The 22,924-nt window shown below is 59.5% G+C and carries 14 protein-coding genes; 5 read left to right on the plus strand and 9 right to left on the minus strand.

The genetic code is table 11. The features are described from left to right. Positions 1-100: 100 nt before the first annotated feature. Entirely contained in the window at positions 101-814 is a 714-nt protein-coding gene (locus ACFSOZ_RS01185; RefSeq protein ID WP_379092531.1) for a class I SAM-dependent methyltransferase, read from the minus strand. A 220-nt stretch (positions 815-1,034) separates the two neighbouring features. Between ACFSOZ_RS01185 and ACFSOZ_RS01190 the strand changes: the two genes are divergently transcribed. Further along, complete coding sequence (locus ACFSOZ_RS01190) at positions 1,035-2,924, plus strand: sulfotransferase family protein (RefSeq protein WP_379092533.1); 1,890 nt, start codon at positions 1,035-1,037, stop codon at positions 2,922-2,924. 82 nt (positions 2,925-3,006) lie between these two features. On the opposite strand, the gene ACFSOZ_RS01195 is transcribed toward ACFSOZ_RS01190, so the two are convergent. The 3 genes from ACFSOZ_RS01195 to ACFSOZ_RS01205 are packed head-to-tail and all read right to left on the minus strand — an operon-like array spanning position 3,007 to position 7,409. Then, the gene (locus ACFSOZ_RS01195; RefSeq protein WP_379092536.1) at positions 3,007-3,777 is read right to left on the minus strand and encodes a glycosyltransferase family 2 protein; all 771 of its coding nucleotides are present in this window, start codon (positions 3,775-3,777) and stop codon (positions 3,007-3,009) included. Positions 3,778-3,828: 51 nt separating this feature from the next. After that, entirely contained in the window at positions 3,829-4,743 is a 915-nt protein-coding gene (locus ACFSOZ_RS01200; RefSeq protein WP_379092538.1) for a UbiA family prenyltransferase, read from the minus strand. Beyond that, the gene (locus tag ACFSOZ_RS01205; protein ID WP_379092541.1) at positions 4,740-7,409 is read right to left on the minus strand and encodes a hypothetical protein; all 2,670 of its coding nucleotides are present in this window, start codon (positions 7,407-7,409) and stop codon (positions 4,740-4,742) included. Before ACFSOZ_RS01205 ends, ACFSOZ_RS01200 begins: the two co-directional genes overlap by 4 nt. A 218-nt stretch (positions 7,410-7,627) precedes the next feature. Here ACFSOZ_RS01205 and ACFSOZ_RS01210 point away from each other — a divergent pair, with 218 nt between their 5' ends. Further along, on the plus strand, positions 7,628-8,419 hold the full coding sequence (locus ACFSOZ_RS01210) for a sulfotransferase family protein (protein ID WP_379092544.1): 792 nt from the start codon (positions 7,628-7,630) through the stop codon (positions 8,417-8,419). Between the two features lie 105 nt (positions 8,420-8,524). Here the strand turns inward: ACFSOZ_RS01210 and gmd are convergent, their stop codons facing one another. After that, the gene (gmd, locus tag ACFSOZ_RS01215) at positions 8,525-9,565 is read right to left on the minus strand and encodes a GDP-mannose 4,6-dehydratase (RefSeq protein WP_379092546.1); all 1,041 of its coding nucleotides are present in this window, start codon (positions 9,563-9,565) and stop codon (positions 8,525-8,527) included. A gap of 95 nt (positions 9,566-9,660) precedes the next feature. Here gmd and ACFSOZ_RS01220 point away from each other — a divergent pair, with 95 nt between their 5' ends. Continuing rightward, the gene (locus ACFSOZ_RS01220) at positions 9,661-12,237 is read left to right on the plus strand and encodes a glycosyltransferase (protein ID WP_379092549.1); all 2,577 of its coding nucleotides are present in this window, start codon (positions 9,661-9,663) and stop codon (positions 12,235-12,237) included. 127 nt (positions 12,238-12,364) lie between these two features. Here the strand turns inward: ACFSOZ_RS01220 and ACFSOZ_RS01225 are convergent, their stop codons facing one another. Both ACFSOZ_RS01225 and ACFSOZ_RS01230 read right to left on the minus strand, forming a co-directional pair. Continuing rightward, positions 12,365-15,862, minus strand: coding sequence for an autotransporter (locus tag ACFSOZ_RS01225; RefSeq protein ID WP_379092552.1), 3,498 nt, complete (start codon positions 15,860-15,862; stop codon positions 12,365-12,367). A 241-nt stretch (positions 15,863-16,103) separates the two neighbouring features. Beyond that, positions 16,104-16,829 (minus strand): hypothetical protein, encoded by a 726-nt coding sequence (locus tag ACFSOZ_RS01230; RefSeq protein WP_379092555.1) that lies wholly within the window; start codon positions 16,827-16,829, stop codon positions 16,104-16,106. Positions 16,830-17,021: 192 nt separating this feature from the next. Here ACFSOZ_RS01230 and ACFSOZ_RS01235 point away from each other — a divergent pair, with 192 nt between their 5' ends. Further along, the gene (locus ACFSOZ_RS01235) at positions 17,022-18,482 is read left to right on the plus strand and encodes a caspase family protein (RefSeq protein ID WP_379092558.1); all 1,461 of its coding nucleotides are present in this window, start codon (positions 17,022-17,024) and stop codon (positions 18,480-18,482) included. A 95-nt stretch (positions 18,483-18,577) separates the two neighbouring features. On the opposite strand, the gene ACFSOZ_RS01240 is transcribed toward ACFSOZ_RS01235, so the two are convergent. Next, positions 18,578-19,087 (minus strand): hypothetical protein, encoded by a 510-nt coding sequence (locus tag ACFSOZ_RS01240; protein WP_379092561.1) that lies wholly within the window; start codon positions 19,085-19,087, stop codon positions 18,578-18,580. Between the two features lie 286 nt (positions 19,088-19,373). On the opposite strand from ACFSOZ_RS01240, the gene ACFSOZ_RS01245 reads away from it, so the two are divergent. Beyond that, the gene (locus tag ACFSOZ_RS01245; protein WP_379092563.1) at positions 19,374-21,812 is read left to right on the plus strand and encodes a GcvT family protein; all 2,439 of its coding nucleotides are present in this window, start codon (positions 19,374-19,376) and stop codon (positions 21,810-21,812) included. Between the two features lie 129 nt (positions 21,813-21,941). Here the strand turns inward: ACFSOZ_RS01245 and ACFSOZ_RS01250 are convergent, their stop codons facing one another. After that, positions 21,942-22,775, minus strand: coding sequence for a PA3715 family protein (locus ACFSOZ_RS01250; protein ID WP_379092566.1), 834 nt, complete (start codon positions 22,773-22,775; stop codon positions 21,942-21,944). Positions 22,776-22,924 lie beyond the last annotated feature (149 nt).

Raw genomic sequence — 22,924 nt, forward strand, 5'->3', positions numbered from 1 at the left:
AGCATAGGACACTTGCTCTCGCTTGGCGAGCATCTCCGCTGATCGCCGGGATCACTTCAAGGTGCCTAAAGAAACTGCCTGGCCAGAAACCATCCGCGTTTCAAATCAGGCCATAAGCCAGCCCCGTCTTTTCCCCTTTTGCTTGACCGCTAACGGAAGCGTCCACCATCAGGCGCTTGCCCCAGTCGTCATCCCGATCGATCTGAAAGCCGGTGTCCCGCAACATGGCAAAGAGGCATTCCCTGTTGGGAGCCCAGAAATTGGTGATGTCGCCGGCAAGTGTGCCAGCTTCGTAGTACTGCGCGACCGCGACGCCGGGCATCAGGTCCGGTTCGAACTGCGTTTCAACAAGCAGGCGGCTCCGACACAGCCGGGAAACAATGTTCAGCGCGCGCATCATGTCGGGCAGATGATAGAGAACGCCCAGAAACAGCACGAGATCGAACTCACCGATATCCGAGCCAGGAATGTCATACAGGTTCATCTGCCTGTAATCGAATTCCAAACCGGTCAGTTGCTCCATGGCTTCAAATCCATGGCCATTTTTGGCCCGATAGTCGACTGCCGTCACCTGCGCTCCACGACGAGCCATGTGCATCGAAAAGAAGCCGTCGGAGGGGCCGATGTCCAACGCTCGCAGGCCAGTCATATCGGCAGGCAATCGCAGTTTTTCGAGCAGGAACCGGGGATCGTAAGAGCCCGGAGTGACCACGCCCGGGAACACTTCAAATTTGTGGTGCCAATGCGGCACCGTTGAAACGATCGCCTGGGCTCTGTCGCGGTCACCGGAAGATACTGGTGCTGGGGAGTGCATCTCTCTAATCTCCAATCCAAGTCCTGTTTCAATCAGGAGATGAAAGTTTGACCCGGACGTCATATGTCGGTTACGCGCGCCAGGCGGCGACTATGCATGCGGGTGCTATCGTTGCCAACAGCTCAACTGGTTTCCCGGACAGCGATCGGGAGCGTATGGCCCTGCCCGTCCGCAATGTTCGATCGCGGTTAAACACCAAGCGCCTATCCCCGGAAGTCTCATGACCAGCAGAACCGCCATAGTAGTCGTGGGGATGCACCGCAGTGGCACCTCCGCGCTGGCGCGCGTGCTCAGTTTTCTCGGCGCCTCCTTGCCGCGCAACCTCAATCCGGCGGGATTGGGCAACGTGACCGGCCATTGGGAGCCGGAAGGCGCTGTTCGCCTCAACGATGAGATCCTGGGTCTGGCCGAAACGCCGGAAAACGATGTCCACGGACCCTCCGGCGAATGGCTGCAAGGGCCTGCGGCACAGGCCTTCGTCGACAGGTTGAAAGATCTGATTACCGATGAATACGGCGACGATCCGCTTTTCGTGCTGAAGGATCCGCGGATCTCGCTGCTGTTCCCCTTGTGGCGCGCCGCGCTGGCCAAACTGGAAATACGGTGCGTCGCAGTCGTCATCTCGCGCAATCCAGTGGAAGTCGCGCTCTCGCTGGCGAAGCGGCAGAGCCTGGGGGGCGACTGGCAATCCTGGCCTCTGGAGCGAGGCGGCCTGCTGTGGTTGCGGTACAATCTGGCAGTCGAGGAACACACGCGCGACGTCGACAGGGTTTTCTGCGACTATTCGTCGTTGCTGGACGACTGGAGATCGGTCGCGCGCCGGCTGGGCGATGAACTCAAGATCGCGTGGCCAAAATCCATCCCTGATGCCGCTGCCGAGATCGACGGCTTTCTGTCGCGGGAACTGCGGCACCATCAAGAGCCCGAGGACCTGGATTGCCGGCAGGGCGTGTGGTCTGCATGGATCAAGCCGATCTTTTCCGAACTGCATGGCGCCGCCGCAGGCCGTACGCCTGATCCTGCCGTTTTCGACGCGGTGAAGCAGTCGTTCGACGATGTCCGTGCCGGCATTCAGCATCCTCCTCCCCCGCAGCGATCGTCAGGGCGTCCTCGCCCGCGCGTCATGCGCCGGGGCACGGGCCAGCGGAAGCTGTGCTTTGTCGGCGACCTGTTCTGGAAACCTATCCAGGGTGGCGGCGCGGCGAGAGCGGCGGTCGACGCCGCCATGGCCGCTGACATCGACATGTCCATCGTCGACATCGGCGCTTTTACCGAGGCGGACGAGAATGCCTTCGCGGACTTTGCCGAAAGCCATTCCTTCGACATCGAATATCTCGACGTGGACGGCCCGCTGATCCAGCCGTCCCTTCTGGCCTCAACAATCCAGTTGTTGAGACACCTCCGCGCCCAGCATTTCGACGCCATTCTTTTTCAGGACCAGGATGGCCTTGGCTATGCCAGCGCCGTGGCAAAGCAGACCGGAATGGCCTTCGACGGTGTGTCTCTGGCCGTTGTGGCCGCGGGGAGTTCTGACTGGATCAGGCAGCAGAATGGCGAGGTACCATCGAGCCTGGTGACAATCGGCATCGAGCATCTGGAAAAAATGGCGCTCGAGCGAAGCACCGCCCAGGCGATCATCGCAGCCAACAGCAATGCGCTGAAGGGCGAGGTTGGTCGATATGTTCACAGCTTGCAGGTCACCCTGGAAGAGCGATCGCGAAGTGCCGAGGAGTCCGCGCGTTACGCTAACTCCCTGGAAGAGACATTGGTCGAACTGCGGGAGGCGAACGAAGCCGCGGCCGAATACGCCAGAAGCCTCGAACAGTCGCGGGCTCAGAGCGATGAGGCCACCAACGGCGATGCTTTGAAGGGCGAGGTTGGTCGATACGTGCACAGCTTGCAGGTCACGTTGGAAGAGCGATCGCGGAGTGCCGAGGAGGCCGCGCGTTATACGAGTTCCCTGGAAGAGACATTAGGCCAGTTGCGGGAGGCGAACAAAGCCGCGGTCGAATATGCCAAAAGCCTCGAACAGTCGCGGGCCCAGATCGAGGCGTATGCCAAGACGCTTGAGGCAGAACTGGAGAAAATCAACTCAGCTACAGAGAGCTGACAGCAAAAGGCCCAACGCTCACCGCACGCCTTGATTGGGCCGGAACCAATCAACCATCGCAGCCGAGCCGGCGCCGTCCGGTTCAGGAAAAGACCCGGAAGCGGGCGAGATACCAGATTGCCTTGACGCCATCGCGCCATCCGATTTTCTTGCCTTCCTCGTAGGTGCGGCCGAAATAGCTGATGCCCATCTCGTAGATACGCCAGCGGCCAGCACGCGCGATCTGGGCGCTGAGCTGAATTTCACAACCAAAGTCGTTGCAGGTCAGGCGCAGCCGGCTCATGACGTCTCGCGTGAACATCTTGTAGCAGCATTCGATGTCGGTAAGCGTCTGATTATAAAGGAGATTAAACACCAGGGAGATGAAGCGATTGGCCAGATAGTGGTGGAAATAGAGCGAGCGATGAGGCCGGCCGTAGAAACGTGAGCCGTAGACAACATCTGCAATTTTTCGCCTGACAATGAGGTCATACATAACGGTCCAGTCCGCGGGATCGTATTCAAGGTCTGCGTCCTGGATGACAATGACGTCGCCTTTGGCTTCCGCCAGCCCGGTCTGCAATGCAGCGCCTTTTCCGCTATTTCTTTCGTGATAGAACAGCCGCACCGTGACTGGGGCAATCGCTGGTTCGTCGGTGAAGACGAGACCACCGTCGACGCCGACGGTTAGAGACGTAGCGCAGCAGGAACCGGTTGGAAAATTGGCCTTGAGCCACTCGCGGGTGCCGTCGGAGGAGCCGTCGTCGACGACGATGATTTCCTTCGCCACCGCGGGAAGTGCCATACTCACCATCGCCAAGACGTGTGGCAATGTCGCTGCTTCGTTGAAGACCGGTACGATTACGGAAAGCATGGAACCTCGAGGCCGCCAGGTCAGCTGTTGCGGTGGAACCGACACTGCCGGCTAGGACAAAGCGACCATCACGATCATGACGATGCCAATGATGGCGAAGAGCGCCCGGTAACACCGTTGCAGTCGACGGAGGTTCTCGGCTGTGAGGCCGGCCCGCATGGCGCGGCTGGAAGCCCACAGATGTACCGGAATGAATGCAGCGGCAAAGACGAGGACGTGCGGAACGAACCCGAGTGCGGCCAACGCGACCACGAACGCATATGCCGAGATAAAAAGAACGAGACCTGCGACAAAACTTCTGGTCTTGCCAAACGCCACGGCGTTCGTCCGTATGCCGTTGAGCAGGTCAACGTCATAATCGCGCGCTTCATGCGTGAAATGGCCGGCCGTGAATACCAACCCAAAGAAACAACTTACGACGAGGCCCTGTGCGTTGATCGCGCCAAAAGCCGCATAGCCGAGCAGGAAATGTGCGCAGCCGCCGACAAAATGCAGGGCCGAGTTGAAAAGCGGCGCACCCTTCAAATGCAGGGTGGGGCTGGAATACAGAGCGCTCAACCCGGCGATCGCCATTGCAGCAACGAGTGCCCTCGTGTTTATCAGCCCAAACAGGAGCAGACTGATCGCCAGCAATGAGCCGGCAAGATAGCCGACTTCGGTACGCGTCAGACCTTTTGCCGCGAATGTTCGGTTGGCTCGGTCCGGGTCTCTGAGGTCTCCGTCGATTCCTGACCAGTCGTTGAGAACAAACACGTGAGCCATCAGGCAGAAATTGCCGGCTATCATAATGGCCACGGTCAGGGCATGGCTCGCCGACAGCGCTCCGATTGAAAAAACCGCACCGATGATCGGAGTGGCCTGAAGTGCTGCGACTTCATCGAAACGGATACAAGAGAACCAACGGAACAGCAGCTGTACCGCCCGGGGGCGACTTTGACCGACTGTTTCGCTCGCGATTTGCGTCACTTCTCACCACATTTTTGTTCCGAGCCGCCGGAACCACAAGGAAGCTTTGATAGCATACGTTCGTTCTCAAAATAGAGCCGCAACCAGAGCGCATATCCGAAATCTTGCGACCAATAGAATCGCTTCACCGTCGCGGTGAGGTCATTGTGATACAGCAGCGGAGGCGTATGGCTCATCAAGGAAAAGTCATCCGCGGCGATATCGGTCAGCAGTTCGGTCGTACGCTGATAGGCAGCATATGAGCCGGCTTGGCTTTCCACCTGCCGAAGCTGGTCGGCGGCGCGCAGCCAGATCTCCTGTCCAGGAATTTCGGTCCGCAGTCGCGCCTGGGGAAACTGCGGCGAGCAGCCGGCCTTTTCCAGGTCTGCCAACCGCAGAGTGATCATGAGCGGTGCACCGGCGTAGTAGACCCAGATATCGTCGTCGCCCGCTTTTTTCGCGAGCGCTCCGCACAGCAAACGCGCGGCTGGTTTGTCCACCTGTTCGAGAAACAGGAATAGATGCATCTGGATCCCGACATCCGCCGGATTGGGGTCGCGTCCGGGATCGAGGCATTGGTATTTGTCACGTGACGCGAGCCAGGTCTGATAGAGGCCGTCAGGCCGCCTGAACTGCGTTATGGTGGCAAGCGCGGGTTGCAACAGTTCACTCTTTTCGCTGGGCGCGACCCGCCATGCCAGGGCGGTGTCATCGGAATCGGGCGTGATGGTGCAGCCGAGAGTGCCGATCGTGGGCGCATCTGGTCGGCCGTGGTATCGAACAAGGCCGGTTTGCTCGATCTGAGCAGCCAGGAACTGTCGCGCCTTTGCAAGCATGACTTTCGCGCCGGCGGCTTCGGCGACAGGGCCGACGACATCAAGCATGATGGCGTTGAGGTAGGTATTGAGTTCCTGGCGCGGCTGCTCAAATCGCGTTGCGCTCGTATAGGAGGTCAGCCAATAGCCGCCGGCCTGCTGATGGTCTGCGAGCATCTGCCCGGCGCGCCGTGCCGCACTTGGCAGATCCGTCACATGCTCAAGTGCCTCATTGTCCGGCGCGAGGAAGAAAGAGGTCTGCTTCAGCAGACGAGGCTCGCCACCCTCGGTGGCGCGCACCAACACCGCCAACAGATGCTCTCCCGGGGTTACCTGGTCGATTGGGATGGTGACGCGCCACCCGGCCGGGCTCGCCTGGCCGAGCGCCTTCTCGACATCGGCCCGGGCAAAGAATTCCCTGGTTCCAGCGACCGGCCGGCCATCGATCAGCACGGCGACGTCGCTTGGAGAGTGGTTGTTGGTGAGCGCCCATCCAAGGATCTCCAACTGCCTGCCTGCTTCGCCAGGGGTGCCTTGACCGATGGGCGGGACATTCACGGCATCGATGTTACCGCGCAGATCGACAATCAGATCGGCTTGCACATGCGGGTGAGCGAGTTCGGCGATAAAGGCTGCGTTGCGTATATCCCAGGCAGGTCGCATTCTGCCTGGGCCATGGGTGGAGACGATGGCCATGTCGGCAGCGCCGGTGTACCAGAAGGCACCGATCGTCTGGATCGAGATCGCCACAAGTGATGCAAGCCCGAATGTCACGCGTCCGTTCCGGGACAGTGTCTTCACGACCGGTGGAAGCATCCACATCAGCATGGGCAGCATGTCGGTGAGCCATCGAGGCCCCCAGGAGATGCCCTGCCGCCAATCGATCATGGCGTAGAACAGCACTTGCACGATCATGGCGCAGCCAACGGCCACTGCAAGGCCTCGCTGCGAGCGCTCACCCACGACGCGACGACAAAAAATGGGGACGAACAACAGGAACGGGGAGAAGACGAAGAGCCCTCGGGTCGGACTGACAAGAAGGCCTGCGATACCCCCCACAATGCTGTCGTTGAAATCGCCTGGCCGAACGTGCAGCGCATAAGCACCCGCAACATTGCCGACGAGCATGAGATTATAGGCCAGGATCAAAGCGACGGGGACCATGCCCGACAAAACGAGCAATGGTCTCATGCGGCCAGCCCACCACAGGCCATAAATACCCAGACCCGCCGCCAGTATGGCATCGGGCTGGCGGTTCGCCGCGATAAGCCCGCAAAGCAGTCCTGCCAGGACGACCCGCAATGCCGTGCCTGGTCCCGTGAGCAAAAGCATGGTGGCCACGACCAGCAACTGGGCGAGCCCATGCATCCAGAGGGCTTGGCTGCTGATGACCCATGTCGTCGTGCCAAATGCGTAGAGCAGGCTCAGGATGGCGGCCCATCCTTCATCCGTCCGTCGTCGCAGGAGCAAATAGAGCAGACCGACGGACACCGCCGCCAGCGAAGAAGCGCAAAGCTTCTCCATGATCCGGGCGACTTTGTCGAACAGCAGCGGGTCGCCACCATGGTGGTTCAGATAAATGACTGCCGGCAGATAGAATGGGGAGAGGACGACGGGAACGACAATGGGAAATTTCGATACATATCGGTCTCCCCCAACCTTCAGGATCCAATGAGCAGTGCCATCCTTCTCAGGCGTTGCCGGAGGCTTTCGTCCTTGAGCCACCGTGGTTAGAATTGGATTCAAGGTCAGGCTGTGATTCTGCCAGATCGAAAAGGGCAGGTAGCGCGCCGCATAGCTGTCGGCCGCGGTGATCGAACGCAGGTTTGCGTTGTAGGCCAGGAGGGAGAGGAGCCCAAGGAGCAAAGCCATAGCAAAATCGCGAGCGCGAGTGCGCCGAAAAGCCGGCTCCGATACTGCCGGGACGTGGGCCGTAATTGCCGCGGTCACCTATAATTTTCCCATCCATACTTTCTATCGAAGCTCATAGTCGCGCGCGCGGCGCTCGACAATGATCGCCTTGGTGCGTCAACAGGAACATTAGGAATATTGAAGCCACGCTGGGTCGCCGGCTTTCCCGGGAGGCAAAATTGCCAACATTGAAGACGCCCACCTCAAGGCGGGCAAATCTGATTGGGATCGGTGCGCCACGGACTGCGACGAGCAGCCTGGCAAGGATGCTGAGCGCTACACGAGACGTCTTTGTACCCGAAGAGAAAGAAGTTAATGGCTTCGGCATCGACGATGACGTCACCGACGCCCGCTACGATATGCACTTCACCGAGGCAGCGATCGACCACCGCTATCTCGCCGACATCTCGCCCGTCTATCTCTCAAGTGCGCAGGTGGCGGAGCGTATAAGATCTTACAATCCGGAAGCAAAAATCATAGCGACTCTCAGGGATCCGGTCAGCCGTGTGATTTCACAGTACCGGCACATGAAGGGAAAGATTGACGCATCGCTGGGTCCGGACCTAAGCCTGGACATAAATTCGTATATAAAGAATGGCTTGATTGAGATCAGCAGTCATAGAGCGTGGGATAATTCATGGTATTCTGCGTCTACGAACATCGTTCACTCTTTCTACGGCAGCCATTTGCGGCGTTATTATCAATCCTTTCCCCGAAAACAAATACTGGTCTTGATTTATGAGGACCTGATCCGTCCGCAGCCTTTGCGCGCGAAGGGGGCATGGGAGCAACAATTACAGCGATTTCTAGGCGTCGGGGTGAACCAGCAGTACTGGGACAATCGCGCGGAAGGCTTCGAAACGGAAATCGCCGACGACGTAGCAGGCGATTTGAAAAAGCTGTTCGCGGCCGAGGTTTCCACAGCCAGCGACCTGATCGGTCGCGATCTGGTTGAGCTATGGGGGTACTAGAGCATGATCCCGAAAAGTGGAATCCGGTTTTCGCTGGAGATCATGCTCAAACACTGAGATAGAGCGATTCCATCGGGATGAAACAGGCTCTAGTCTGCCAGTCTGCTAAAACCCAGAGACATGGTTTGAGGAGATCCGCTGCATATCGGCCTCAACCATCTCGGCGACCAGATCCTCCAGTTGAACCGTGGGACTCCAGTCTAGTACCTCTTTCGCAAGAGAAGGGTCGCCGACAAGAAGGTCAACCTCCGACGGTCTGTAGAAAGCCGGGTCAACAGATACAACGATGTTCCCGGTAGCTCGGTCGATGCCAAGCTCGTTGTGCCCCGTTCCTTGCCAATCCAGGGAGATGCCGCATGCGCTCGCGGCCATTTCGACGAAATCACGAACAGTATGCGTTCTGCCGGTCGCCACGACGAAATCCATCACAGGCGCCGTTTGCAGCATCCTCCACATGGCGTCGACGTAGTCCCTGGCGTGGCCCCAATCTCTTTTCGCCTCCAGATTTCCGACCCGCAGTGGTCCCTCGCCCCTCACCGCGTATTTGGCCATCCCAAGCGTCACTTTTCGAGGGAGAAACTCCACGCCCCTCAAAGGTGACTCGTGATTGAAGAGGATGCCGCTGCAGCAATGCAACCCGTATGCTTCCCTGTAGTTTACAACGGTCCAATGCGCGAACAATTTGGCGATGCCATAGGGACTGCGCGGGTAAAAGGGGGTCGTTTCAGTCTGCGGAACCTGTTGCACTTTGCCGAACATTTCGGACGTTGAAGCCTGATAGAATTTTGCCGTCGGGACGACGGTTCTGGCGCCTTCAAGCAATCTCAAGGCGCCGACCCCGGTCACCTGAGTTGTGTAGATGGGCTGCGTAAAAGAATCGCCGACAAAGCTCTGAGCCGCGAGGTTGTATATTTCGTCGGGTTTGATTTTCTCCAGCACTGCACGCACGTTTGAGTCTTCGGTCAGTTCCATCGACGCGAATTCGATATCGTCCAGAACCTGCAGACTTTGCAGGCGCCATGTGCCAATGCCCGACGTACGGCGCATGGAGCCGACCACACGGTATCCCTTGTCGAGCAGCAGCTTCGATAGATAGGCTCCATCCTGACCGGTGATGCCCGTTATGAATGCGGTCTTGTTTGCCACAGCCTGTTGCCCCTTCGCGCTTGCGAATTGTGGATTCCCCTTGTCGTGCGCTATGGCAATGTTTTGGGGTGAAGGCAAAGGGATTCGGGCAAAGCATGAGGAATGCGTTTTTTACGATTTCATCCTGGAATTATCTCCACTATTCCCGGGCGCTTGCGTCTTCGTTTGCTCGTCACCATCCAGACTTTTCATGCATACTCGCCATCGCCGACACACGTCGGGAGGATTTGGGAAGCGACGTCTTTCCCGAGTTCGACGCTCATATTTTCTTCGACGATCTCGATCTGCCAGATCATCGCGCCTTCAGTTTTCGCTACGATGTCATGGAGCTGAATACTGCGATCAAGCCGACGGTATTTCGGCAACTTTTCGCCGAAGGTTTTGATCGCGTCATTTACCTCGATCCGGACATCCTTGCCTATCGCCGTTTCGACGAGATCTTGCAGGCGTTGGATGAGGGGGCGACGTCCGTCCTGACTCCGCACGCACTCGCGCCAAACCTCCATTCCGAAAGTCCAAACGACCTGACCTTCATGCGATCGGGAATATACAATCTGGGATTTCTGGCCCTGGCCAAGACCGACGAGACGTCGGCTCTGCTGGAATGGTGGGAGACGCGCCTGCGAAACGAGTGCGTCTCAAATCGCCTGAGCGACGGGATTTTCGTTGACCAGAAGTTCATGGACCTGTGGCCCGCCTATTGCTCCGGCACGCACATCCTGCGCGATCCGGCTTACAACGTGGCGTACTGGAACCTGGACACCCGCACGATCAAAAAGACGAGTGAGAGATACGAGATCAACGGCTTTCCACTCGCTTTCTTTCACTTCAGCGGGATCACTCCCGGCGACCGGAGCGTCCTGTCAAAGCACCAGCAGCGGTGGAAGCCAACGTCTAACGAGGCGTTGGGAGGCCTGTTAGTCGACTATCATGACCGATTGGAAGACTTCGGCGCAAGCAGGTTTTCCACAGTGCCCTATGGCTTCGGGACGTTTTCTGACGGCATCGATATTCCGAACCTGGCGCGAATTGTCTATCGTGAGAAGCTCGAGCCTTTCGAGGGCGATCCCTTCGCCCTGATGCCCGATATTCTCGACCGTCCAGCCGACATCAATCCAAATCCCGGTGGTGTGGTCACGCAGCTTGCGCACGCGCTCTGGACGACGAGGCGCGATCTGCAATCCTACTTCCCGCTCCAAGAGGGGCGATCCCAGATAAACTACGCCGACTGGTATATGTCCGGTGGCGCAAAGTCGGCCGGGATTCCTTCCAGGTTCACGAAAACAGTCACCAAAAGAATTAGGCAACTTGACGCTTCGCGAACCGGCCCGAATGGGACAACAGACGTTTCCGCCAAAGAAGCCTCGGTGATTGCAACTCGTGTCGCGCGCCGAGCTTATCGAACTCTCCTAAGAGCTCAACCTCACATTCGCTGGCTCTATAGAATGGTGCCGCCGGCCAGGCGAAAGCAATTTCTCGATGCGGTGTTCAGGCGTGCATGGCCCGCAAGTGTCGATACAACAACCCAGACTACGCTTGCGCCCGGGCTATCCCTCATCGGTTACCCTTTTTCAGAAACGGGCGTCGGTGAAGCAATGCGCTCGCTGGCCCGATCGATTGAGAGTGCGGGCATCAATTACGATGTCACGAATTTTGACGAACAGGTTCTTTCGTCGCACAGGGACAGAGCCCTGACGCACCGCATCGCCGCGCGACCTTCCAAAACGGTGAACGTTTTCTGCGTCAACGCCGACATGCTGGGGTCGACCATTCATGGAGTAGGCGTCGGCATTCTGAAGAACAGATACAATATCGTCAGGCCTTTCTGGGAACTGCCTCTGATCTATCCGCAATGGTTGGATAGCTTGCAAGGTGTAGACGAAATTTGGGCGCCGACGGCCTTCGTCCGCGACGCCTTCATAGCCGGTACGAACCATCCGGTTACGCACATCCCGGTTGCTATATCCGTCCCGCCCGACATTGAGGCTAACCGGGAGCGTTTTCAGATTCCAAAAGATTCCACTGCATTTTTGTTTGCATTCGACTTCTCGTCCTACCCGGACCGCAAGAACCCGGATGCCGTGTTGCAGGCCTATCTTCGCGCGTTCGGACAGGACCGCAATCGACGAATTTCCTTGGTGATCAAGACAATGGGCAACAGCCCGCACAAACGCGCAATTCTAAATTCAATTCGTGGTCTGGCGCAGACCGACAAGCGGGTTGTCCTGATTGACGAGGTTCTGACTCGAACCGAAACATATTGCCTGACAAAATCCTGCGATGTCTTCGTCTCGTTGCATCGCTCGGAAGGCTTTGGATTGGGAATTGCCGAAGCCATGGCCATGGGCAAGGCAGTTATTTCAACGGACTTTTCGGGAAGCAAAGACTTTGTCAGCACGCAAACCGGTTTTCCGATTCCATACCGATTGATCAGCGTGGAGCCCGATCAATACCCCTATTTCATCGAAGGACAGAAATGGGCCGATCCCGACATAGATGAAGCTGCCCGGGTCATGGCGCAACTTGCGGACAATATCGAGGCCGTCACTGCGGTCGGCGAGCGCGCCCGGACGTACATGGCCGCGGTGCACAGCCCCGAGGTGGTCGGCAAGGTGATCGCCAATCGCCTTCAAGACATCCAAGGATACAGGAATTCCATATCGAAATACTGAACAGCCGTAGCGATGGCCAGGCGCAGCAGCTATTCGCGGCTATGCGGGAACAGCTGCCAATCCCCCTCCCTCGCCGATCGCTCCCTCAGCGATCCACTACAACGGCGCACCCGCTCCCTGCCTCCAGCTAGAAGGAAATCTTCAGCCCCAGCTTGCCGCCGACGTTCGAACTGTCTGCTGACCACTTGCCGCGGACCTCGCCGCTCACTGTCTTTGTTTGCGACACTTTCAGATTGAAACCGGTCGACAGCGCAACCGAGAAATCAGCATCATCGAAGTCGATCTCCCTGGTGTCGATATCTGTCGTGTTCTTGTAGTTGAAGCGCTGTTGAAACTCCGTCCGTGCGTAGGGGCTGAACACCATGCTGTTTTCGAGCGGATAGTCCGCATAGATGCCCGGTTCGAACTTGACCGCACCGAAGGACAACCGGCTCTTGCCGAACTCGTTGCCGCCGCTGTCCGTATAGGAATCGCCGCGGAAGGAAACGCCGAGCAAGCCGCCGCGCAGGTCGAAGCGGGCGCGGTCGCCCAGCTTGAAGATATGGCCGACCGTCCCGGTGACGGCATAGCCCTTGGTGTCGTAGCTGCCGGTAGTGCCGAGCACGCCGTTGGTCACGTCGCTTCCGCCGATGAAACCGGAAGCGGAAACCAGCACGTAGTCGTAGCTCTTGCGGAACAGCGCATAGCTGCCGAACATGCCGGCCTTGTTGGTGCCTTCGCCGATGGTGTCAAATCCCCGGAACGCGCCGAGGCTGACATCGGTCGAGGCGTAGCCGGCGAAAACGCCGATGTTCAGGCCATACTCATTGTCGAACTGGAAGTGTTTGGCGGCATTGAAATCCACGCTGATGGCGGCCGAAAAATCATTGGCATCGAAGCTCGGGCCGGGGCCATTCAAACCACCGCCACTGATGTCGTAGCCGTCATGCTCGGTATGAGCGAACTGGCCGGAGGCGAACACGCCGAAGCTGGACGAAACCGGCACCATTGCCCCCCCGGTTGCGGGCGACAGGTTGAGGTCAGACTCGAGCGCATCACGGTTTATGCCGTAGAGAGCGTCGATTGCCACCGCGACCGCGCCGGCGTTGGTGGCGCTGGTGGGCGCTGCCGCAATGCCGAAATTGGCAGGCGTGGCACGCAGGAACAAGCCGCCATTCGGGCCCACGACCACTTCATAGGTGAAAAGCGAGCCCGGCGTGCCGGGAATGCCCTGGACATTAAAGGTCCCGGCAATCGGCCCGCTGGCCGAGACGATGAGCGGGATGTCGGTTGCCTGGGCGAATTGCGGCGTGCCCAGCAGATTGACGATGATTGTGTTGGCTCCGGTGGCCGAAAACGCGTTGGCAACGAGTTGATCCGACTGCAACGTCTGTTGGTTGATGTCGAGGCTGATGCTGCCGCCGTTGAGGGTGAGGCCGCCGAGCGTCAACACGTCGTTGGCTGCACCGTCCGTCATGTTGATCAGCGAATTCGTCGCGATGATCGAACCCGGCATGGCGACGTTGCCGTTGATGAACAGCGTCGACCCGTTGCCGAGATTGAGCTGGTTGATGCCTTGCGTGCCACCGCTGAAGCGGAGCGTGGAAGCGTTGGCCGAAAAATTGTCGAAGCCGGTAAAGTTCTGGCTCTTGCCGCCGGCAGCGAGATCGGTGGCGGTGACGGTGCCGTTGGCTCCCGTGCCACTGAACAGCACGCCATCGCGCAGATTGAGCGGATCGACCGCGCCCACATTGTCGATGATCAGGGTGTTGGGACCGATTCCGGTGACGTCGCCGCCGATCGTGCCGCCCGACAGATGAACGTGCTCGGCGTTGATGCCGCCAGTGATGGTGCCGCCAACGACCGAGACATTGTCGAAGCCGGCGCCGCCGGTGATGTTGCCGGCGACAGCGCCGCCGGAAACCGTGATCACGTCATCGCCGTTGTCGCCGGTGAGACTGCCGCCGATCGTGCCGCCGCCGATATTCAGCGTGTCATTGCCGTCGCCACCGCTGACCGAGCCGCCGACGGTGCCGCCGGTCATGTTGAACGTATCGTTGCCGTCGTTCGCCGAAACCGGTCCGCTGACCGTACCGCCGCTGATCACGATCAGATCGTCGCCGAGATCGCCGATGACCTCGCCGGTCAGGTTGCCACCAGCGATGAAAATCCGGTCGTTGCCGTCATTGCCTTCGATGAAACCGGTGATCGAACCGCCGCGGAAATCGATCGTATCATTGCCCGCGCCACCGCTCACGGCGCCGCCGAGCGTGCCGCCGGTCATCAGGAAGCTGTCGTCGCCATCTTCCAGGCCGACAGAATCGATGCCGTCCCCACCCTCACCAAGATCGATGCCGATACTGGCGTTGCCTGAGATCGTGACCTTGTCGTTCTGGCTGCCGGCGAAAATCGAACCGTCAATCCTGCCGCCGCTCACGTCATAGGTGTTGCCGCCGCCATCCCCGAAAACCGAACCGGTCACACGGCCCGCCGTCATGTTGAAAATATCGGCGCCGTCGCCGAGGTCGACGATCCTCGGAGCCGCGGTCGTCCCGATGGTGCCGCCGTTGATGTTGACAGTGTCGTTGCCTTCGTTGCCGAATATGCTGCCGCCGATGATGGCCTTGCCGCCGACCGTTATCGTGTCGTTTCCGATATCTCCATCGACATAGAGATCGACCACGGCATTGCCGTTGATCGTGATATGGTCGTCGCCTGCGTTTCCAGTCACGTAGCTGTGGATCGTGCCACCGCTTATCTCCAGCGTGTCGTTGCCACCGTCACCGCTCAGACTACCGTCGAGGATGCCACCGGTCATGGTGAACTGGTCGTCGCCGTTGCCAAGCCCGATGGCATCTCCTCCTTCCGAATCGCCGTAAACTATGGCGCCGTTCTTGATGGTGACGATATCGGCGCCGCCATTGGTGAAAACAGATCCGGTGACAACGCCGCTGTTGCCATCGGTGACGCTTGTATCGTTGCCTATGGTGATGGTGTCGATGCCATCTCCGCCGATGACTGAACCGTCGATTTCACCGCCGGTCATCTCCAGCGAATTATTGCCTTCGCCAAGGTCGATGTCCTGAATGCTGCCGACCTGGATGACGACCTTGTCATCGCCCGCCCCGGTATTGAGATTGGCCATGACGTTGGGGGCGAATGGCTCGCCGTCGAAATCCCCATAGGACATCTCAAACTGGTCGTTGCCGCCAAGGAGTTGGACGGTGCCCGCTCCCGGATCCAAGGAAATCGTTACCTCCGACGTTATCGGCGGCAAGCCAGTTACGTTGGGCGTAGGCGTAATGTTGTCCAGAATGCCGCCAACGATGTTTACAATGTCGTTGCCATTGCCGTCATAGTCGTTGACGACGACAGTCGACGAGCTGATGTCTTGCCCTTCGTAACCCTCGAACCCTGTCGTGAATGCGCCGTTGATGTCCTGGACAGTTCCGGTTGTTGTGCACTTGACCGTGACCGACGTCGTTTCGAACGTCGTTACGGCCGAGATGCCTGAGCCGACCGTTGTCGCGGTGCCGCTGGCGGTAGCGGAGCAGGCTGCCGCGCCAGATATTTGGAAAGTGGATGCTGCCGCCAACGCAAGCAACGAAACACCCGCCAACTGATAGGCCTCGCGCGGCACTTTCATTCGACTCCACCTTACGAGAAATCGATACCGTCACAAATTAAGGCAATTTCGATAGGTCCCCCGACCCATCTGATGGGGTCGTTGACTTGCTTAAGCATCAGTGTACGCGGCGGACTGCTCTACGGCAATGGTTGGGCGTTCGCCCTCGGGCCACTATAAGGCCATCTGTGGCGAGAAGGTCACTATAGAAAAGCTCGAAGCGAGCTGTTTACACCCTGGGTTACAGTTCAAAGGGCACATTTTAGAGATCAGAATAGGCTGCGGAAACGGTCAGGTCTCCCGCATGAGCAACCTTGCGGTCGTAGCTTGCCCATATTTCACCACCACATTGCTGCGCCCAGCGGTGACAGAAAGAAAAATCGGTAGGCAAATCCACGTCCGGTGTCACAATCTTTGAAAACGGGGTCAGAAAGCTCTCGAACTGTGCGGTGTATTTGTTGTTTCTGTAGCGGGACCGGTTCACCGTTTCGGGCAGTTTTTCGATTATCGTCGTCACGCAGTCGCGGGAAACCAAAAAGATACCCGTGCCGCACAACGATACCCGGACAAAGCCGCCCATCTCCTGCCGGGGTTCGATGATGGTTCCGAGGAACTCCAGACTCCGTGCGAAGGCCTTGTCGAAGGGCAGCGCCGACAGCGAGTGGAGTTTTCGGAGATCGACCATGCGCCGGGGATACAAGGTGCCGACCACCGGCTTGTCCAGCGCCAGCATCGCCGCGATGAGATCGGGGGAAAAGCCCATGTCGCTGTCGATCATCAGGATGTGACTGCAATCCGGCTTCTTGTAGTAGAAATTCGTCAGCAGATAGTTCCGGGAAAACGGGATATCCGTGTATTCGATTTCCGACAGCGTGAAGGCGTAGCCGGACAGGCTCTTGTGGGTCAGGGCCGCGAAGAGGCTTCGAACGAAGACGCTTTTGTAGGCTGCTCCATAAACCGGCAGCGCAAGATTGATCTTGATCGGCATCGTGTCCTCCACAGTCCAGTGTCAGTCCATACAAATCCCTTTCCCCTATCTTTGACATGATTCTTGGTATAAATTTTTTGCTGGCCTTCGGCGGCACGAGGTCCATACGGTTAGGCATGATTGTGTTGCGTCGTGGTGCGCTTCGAAGGTTGCAAGACCAGGATCGACGCAGACCGGAACGGGCATGTTGATATGACCCATTGCCATAGACTCCTGTTTCGCATTCCGCTGCTTCTGCTTCTCGTGTTTCTTGGCTCGGCTGGCGCGCGCGCCGCGGTCGAGCAGAACCCGTCGCCGCAGCCACGCAACCGGCTGGCGATCGTCATTGGCAATTCGAACTATCAAAGCTCCCGGCTTGAGCATCTCCCCAATGCGGCAAACGATGCCACAAGGCTTTCAGAGAGCCTGAAGCGGCTAAATTTCGAAGTGCTGATGGCAACCGATCTTTCGACAGAGGGTTTCGCCAAACTGCTTCGAGACGCTGATGCAAAATTGCCGACCACCAGTGCCGTCTTGATTTTCTATGCCGGCCATGGCGTGCAGTTGCATGGCGAAAACTACCTGCTCCCGGTCGACACGCCCGATCCCGAAAGCCTGGAAAAACTGACGGCCAGCGCCATCAAGCTGAATGATGTGATCGCCAGGTTCGCGCGCCGGGACCGCCAGACATTCATATTCCTGGACGCCTGCCGCAACAATCCGCTCGGTCCCGGCGCCGGCGCGGGCGATGGTCTGGCGCAAGTTGACGTCGGTGAAAACACGTTCATTGCCTTTGCCACTCAGCCCGGCAATGTCACAGCCGACGGCGGCGGCGAAAACAGCCCGTTTACCATTGCGTTGCTGAAGAATCTCGAGATTCCCGGGCTCAGCGTCTCGGACATGATGATCCGCGTCCGCAACGAAACCGAAGCGTTGACGGTTGGCCGTCAAGTGCCGTGGGATCAATCGAACCTGCGCGAGCAGTTCTATTTCACGGAGCAGCAGGCACTCGATCCAGCACAGTTGAGCGCAAGCCTTTCGCGAATTCTGGCGGACCCAATCGCAAAGAAGAGATTGCAGGTCGAGCTCGCCTCCAACGACCTGCAAACTGCCGTGCTTGTTGTCGGGCAGACTTTGCGGTCGGTCGAAATTCCGGCACCGCCAGCCGATTTACCGGCGCCGGTTGGCACCCAGGTCGCCAATCTGTCTGCAACTGAAAGTGTTGAAGATGCTCGCCAAAGCGTCGTCTCCGGCCTCGAAACCCTCATTGTCGGCGCATCGGCGGGCGAAGCGGACAAGGACAAGGCGGGTGATCTTGCGCGCAGCATCCAGACTGAACTTCGTCGCCTGGGTTGCTACCGGATGCAGGTTGATGGCGATTGGGGCACGGGCTCCATCCGCGCCCTCACCGACTATTACAAAAACACCAAGCAGGTCGCATCGACGACCGAGCCGACCGTCGGACTGCTCGGCGATCTCTTTTTGCGCTCCGGCAGAATCTGCAAGCAGCCGGTCATCGTCAAGGCCAAGCCGGCCAAAGTTGCGTCGGATGCCGACCCCTCGCGAACCAGTTCCAGCCGCAAGGCCGCGAAACGCTCACAAGCCGCCCCGCAACGCCCAGCAGCCCCGCCACCAGACATTGGTGCGGGCATCGGCATTGGTGGTGTGTTTTAGGATATTGGCGATCAGGCAAGCTTCATTGTGGGCAGATTGTCCATTGGCGCGATCATGCGGATCAAGACCGCGGATCGCGACAGAATTTTTCTTGATCATTGCCTGATGAACACGCCCGTGTAGGTCTGGCCGGCAAGCGTATAGGTTGCGGCCAGGGTCGCGTCGGGCAGCATCATAAAACTGACGTCCGCGCCATTCGGGAGACGCCCGAGCTTCAACGTAGTCCCTACAATTCTTCCTTCGCCGGCGGCCTCTCCCGGATTGTTGTCGCCCAGAATTCCCCACGCATAGGTGACCGTCACCCCTCCCTTCGAAGAAATCGTCTGCACAGCGAGTTTGCCTTCATACATTCCCTCCAATCGTCCAGCCCACATGCCCGAAAAAGCAGCGTACTTTGTTGGAATGCCCTTGGCAGGGGGAGTGATCGTCACGGACTGATCCATGACTGCCGAGCCAGGGGAAACAACGGCAGGATCCAAGCCAGGTTGGGAAGGAATGGTGGCAGGACCCAACGCAGGTTCGGGAGCGGCGGATTGCGGCGCTTCAGGAGCCGATTGGCATGCGGCGAGCGTAACTGCCGCGAGGGCCAGCATCGTGTTCCGCATCGAATTCTCCACATCGTCCTCCGACTGACATATCCGAAAGCCCGCCGACCGGCAGAAAGTTCCATCCCCTCCCCAGGGCCGGATGGCCCCTGATAGGCCGAACAGTGGCCTAATGAATAGCCGCGTATTGACCGTGTGGCTACATTGCGCGGCCAGGCTTTAGGTGGCGTGGCATGCCCAAGGTCAAGCGCGACAGGCACTGCGACAGCATCGCGATCTCGTTGGTTTTCCTCCGAGCGATCACCCTCTATATAGCTCATGATAATTCCATCCGGGGGCATCGCATATGTTGACTCACGTTCGTGCCGTGGTCGTTGGTGGCGGCTGTGTCGGTGCCGGCATTCTTTACGGCTTGGCGAAGCGCGGCTGGAGCGATGTCGCGTTGCTGGAGCGAACGCAGCTTACCGCCGGTTCGACATGGCATGCGGCCGGGCTCATACCCTCCTATGCGCGCAGTCTCAACGTCGGCCGCATGATCGCCAAATCCATCGAGATCTATGAAGGCCTTGAGGCCGAGACCGGCCAGAAGGTTGGTTGGCACAAATGCGGCCAGCTGCGCATCGCCAACACGCGCGACCGGCTCGACGAATATCGCAGCTACATGGACGTCGCGCAGGTCCAGGGCGTGCGGGCGCGGATCGTATCGCCGGCCGAGGCGCGCGAGATCTGGCCGCTCCTCAACAACAGCGGCATGCTGGGCGCCCTCTATCATCCCGATGACGGCCACATCGCGCCTGCGGACGTGACCCAGGCCATGGCCAAGGGCGCGCGCGACCTCGGTGCCAAGATCCACCTCGGCACCGAAGTGACGGGTTTCGAGCGGATGCCGGACGGCGACTGGAAGGTCAGAACCTCCCGCGGCGACATCGTCTGCGAGCATGTCATCCTCGCCACGGGCAATTATGCACGCCAGACCGGCGCCATGCTGGGCCTCGACATTCCCGCAATCCCGATCGTCCATCAGTACTGGGTCACCGACGCGGTGCCCGAAATCGTGGAACGCAAGCGGCTGGGCCTTCCGGAAATGCCGATCCTCAGGGACGAGGGTTACGAGGGCTACCTGCGCGAAGAGGGAGACGGGCTGATGTTCGGCCCCTACGAGCGCACCGAACAGCTCAAGCTGTTCGCCGAGAACGGCGTGCCGGAATGGTTCGGTGCCGACCTGCTCGATGAGGATTTCGACGCCGTTTCCTGGAACTGGGAGCGGGCGAGCGAACTGGTGCCCGCGCTCGGGCGCGCCGGCATTAAGAGGAATGTGCGCGGACCTTTCCAGATGACGGCCGATGAGCTGCCGCTGATGGGCCCAGCCTGGGGGCTCGAGAATGTCTGGCTCGCCGAAGGCGTACCGGGTGGCATCCTTTGGGGCGGAGCGATCGGCCACTATCTTTCCGAGCGGATTGTCGAGGGCGGCAACAGCCTCGACACGGCGGAACTGGATCCGCGGCGCTTCGGCGAATATGCCAACAAGAGCTGGACCCGGGAGAAGGTAAGGGAAGCGTGGGGCACCCACGCGGCACAGCACTATCCCGGCCAGGACATGCCGGCGGCACGGCCGCAGAAAACGGCTCCGTCCTACGATCGTCTCAGCCAGCTCGGCGCGGTATGGGACGTTCTGAACGGCTGGGAGATGCCGAGCTGGTTCGCACCCTCGGGTGTCGAAGCGCGCAACGTTTACAGCTGGCGCTGGACCGCCAAGGGCAACTATGTCGGCGAGGAGGTTCAAGCCGTCCGCAACACCGTCGGCCTGGTCGAAATGACGCCAATGACCAAGTTCGAGGTCAGCGGCGCGGGCGCCGAGGACTGGCTCGACGGGATCCTCGCCAACCGGTTGCCTCGCCCCGGTCGCGTCGCTCTCGCCCATCATCTCACGCCGGCCGGCGGCGTGCAGGCCGAATATGTGGTGGCACGGCTACGGAGCGACCTGTTCTACCTTGTCTCGACGCCGCGCGCCGAGCGCTGGAACTACGACGACCTCAATCGACTGCTGCCGAAGGACGGCAGTGTGCACCTGCGCAACGTCACCAACGATCGCGGCAGCTTCACCGTGGTCGGGCCAAAGGCGCGCGAGGTGCTGCAGCCGCTGACCGAGATCGATCTGTCCAACGAGGCTTTCCCCTGGTTCAGCGTGCAGTCGGCCACCGTCGGCCTGGCCAGCGACGTGCGTCTGATGCGCGTCAACTATTCGGGTGAACTCGGCTGGGAGCTTTACCATCCGCTTTGCTATCAGCGGCACTTGCTGGACGCGCTTCTGGCATCGGGACAGTCGCACGGGCTGAGGCTGGTCGGGCTGCAGGCGCTGGAATCACTGCGTCTAGACAAGTCCTACCGCGCCATGTACCGCGATATGAATCTCGAACTGTCAGCCTGGGAAAGCGGTCTCGACCGCTTCATAAGGCTCGACAAGGGCGACTTCATCGGCCGCGCGGCGCTGGCCGCGAAGCAAAAGCAGGGCACAGCGCGCCGGATCGTCACGCTGTCCATCGATACGGATGGTGCGAGCGCCTTTGCCTATGAGGGCGTCTACCGCGACGGCAAGCTTGCCGGCCACGTCACCTCGGCGGGCTACTCCTATACTTTTGGCCACGACATAGCACTCGCGCTGTTGCCGCCGGAACTCGGAGCACCCGGCACCGCGCTGGAGGTTTCAATTCTCGGCGAGCGCCGCCCGGCAAGGGTGATCGCCGACTCTCCCTATGACCCGGAAGGCGCGCGCGGGCGCATGTGAGAGACCGAGGGGGAGATCAATCAGGTCGCCGGCCCGTCTCAAAAAAAGCGGTGACGTCGTCACGCACAAGACGTCCGAGTGGAGACGATCTCCCGAAGAACCCCTGCGGCAGGGACGCGAGCGGCTTTCTCACGGCTCCATTGCCTTGAGCGCCGCCGGAACCGGATAGCGGCTGCCGTCATAGCGCAGCCGGTAAGTCCGCTTCACGGACTTGCCGGGATGGGACTGGCACTCGCCATTCTTGTCGGGCAACGGTTCGTCGGTGTCCGCCCGCTGGACCACGGTGATGTCGTGGTAGCCATGATGTTTCGCCGGGCTCATCGCCAGGCTGACTTGGCTCGAATGAAAGGACCCGGCGCAACTCGCGTCGCCCTCGCCGCCATTGCCGGTCACGGCAAGGTCGCCGAGCACCAACCGCAGGGCATCGCCGGCGAGGGCATAGAGCCGCAGGCCGGTTTCGGCAAAGGGAGTGGCCTGCGAATGGGTTGCCAATTCGATGCGCAGGCCGAAGGCGGTGACAGCTGGCGACAGCGTGTAGCGGCCGGTATCGAATTCGACCTTGCGGATGGCGATGGCGTCATCGTTCGCTAGCCCGGCCTGGAGCAGGCGTTGGCGCACCTGCAGGCTCTTCCTGTCGACAACCAGAAGCTCGATATCGCCGACATGCCCGCCGTCGCTGGATTTGGCGCTGTCGATCAGCGGCACTGCGACCAGCAGCAGGCCGTCATGGGCGGGCCAGATCTTGCAGACCAGGCCAAATGGCATTTCGCCGTCCGGGAGCGTCAGCGGGATACTGATATGGGGTTCGAGCGTCAACGCGGCGCCGTCGCTGCTCTTCCGGGCCTTGGGATAGGCCTGCTGCACGAGGGCGACAACATCGCCGCAATCGCCGGCCGCGGCCCAGGTGGGTGACAGACCGGCGGTAGCGAGGCCGAGGAAGACGGTATGCAGCAGTATTCGCATCGAGTTCTCGCGTCGCAGGGCCGGGTTCTACCAGGACTGTCTACGCGAGATCGCTGGCGGCGCACAGGTGTGCAGGCTCACCCAGGCCCATCAAATGCCATCGCGAGCGTTTGCCTGTTTGGTATGGTGATATCTTGCCTATTTGGTAT

This window comes from Mesorhizobium newzealandense (assembly GCF_042682145.1).
GTDB lineage: Bacteria > Pseudomonadota > Alphaproteobacteria > Rhizobiales > Rhizobiaceae > Mesorhizobium > Mesorhizobium newzealandense.

Excerpts from the sequence above, each read along its gene's own strand:
- ACFSOZ_RS01220 (WP_379092549.1), top strand. The coding sequence starts at position 9,661 with ATGAGGAATGCGTTTTTTACGATTTCATCCTGGAATTATCTCCACTAT.
- ACFSOZ_RS01190 (WP_379092533.1), top strand. The coding sequence starts at position 1,035 with ATGACCAGCAGAACCGCCATAGTAGTCGTGGGGATGCACCGCAGTGGC.
- ACFSOZ_RS01235 (WP_379092558.1), top strand. The coding sequence starts at position 17,022 with ATGACCCATTGCCATAGACTCCTGTTTCGCATTCCGCTGCTTCTGCTT.
- ACFSOZ_RS01240 (WP_379092561.1), bottom strand. The coding sequence starts at position 19,087 with ATGCGGAACACGATGCTGGCCCTCGCGGCAGTTACGCTCGCCGCATGC.
- ACFSOZ_RS01195 (WP_379092536.1), bottom strand. The coding sequence starts at position 3,777 with ATGCTTTCCGTAATCGTACCGGTCTTCAACGAAGCAGCGACATTGCCA.
- ACFSOZ_RS01230 (WP_379092555.1), bottom strand. The coding sequence starts at position 16,829 with ATGCCGATCAAGATCAATCTTGCGCTGCCGGTTTATGGAGCAGCCTAC.
- ACFSOZ_RS01205 (WP_379092541.1), bottom strand. The coding sequence starts at position 7,409 with ATGGCTTTGCTCCTTGGGCTCCTCTCCCTCCTGGCCTACAACGCAAAC.
- ACFSOZ_RS01225 (WP_379092552.1), bottom strand. The coding sequence starts at position 15,862 with ATGAAAGTGCCGCGCGAGGCCTATCAGTTGGCGGGTGTTTCGTTGCTT.
- ACFSOZ_RS01245 (WP_379092563.1), top strand. The coding sequence starts at position 19,374 with ATGTTGACTCACGTTCGTGCCGTGGTCGTTGGTGGCGGCTGTGTCGGT.
- ACFSOZ_RS01250 (WP_379092566.1), bottom strand. The coding sequence starts at position 22,775 with ATGCGAATACTGCTGCATACCGTCTTCCTCGGCCTCGCTACCGCCGGT.
- ACFSOZ_RS01185 (WP_379092531.1), bottom strand. The coding sequence starts at position 814 with ATGCACTCCCCAGCACCAGTATCTTCCGGTGACCGCGACAGAGCCCAG.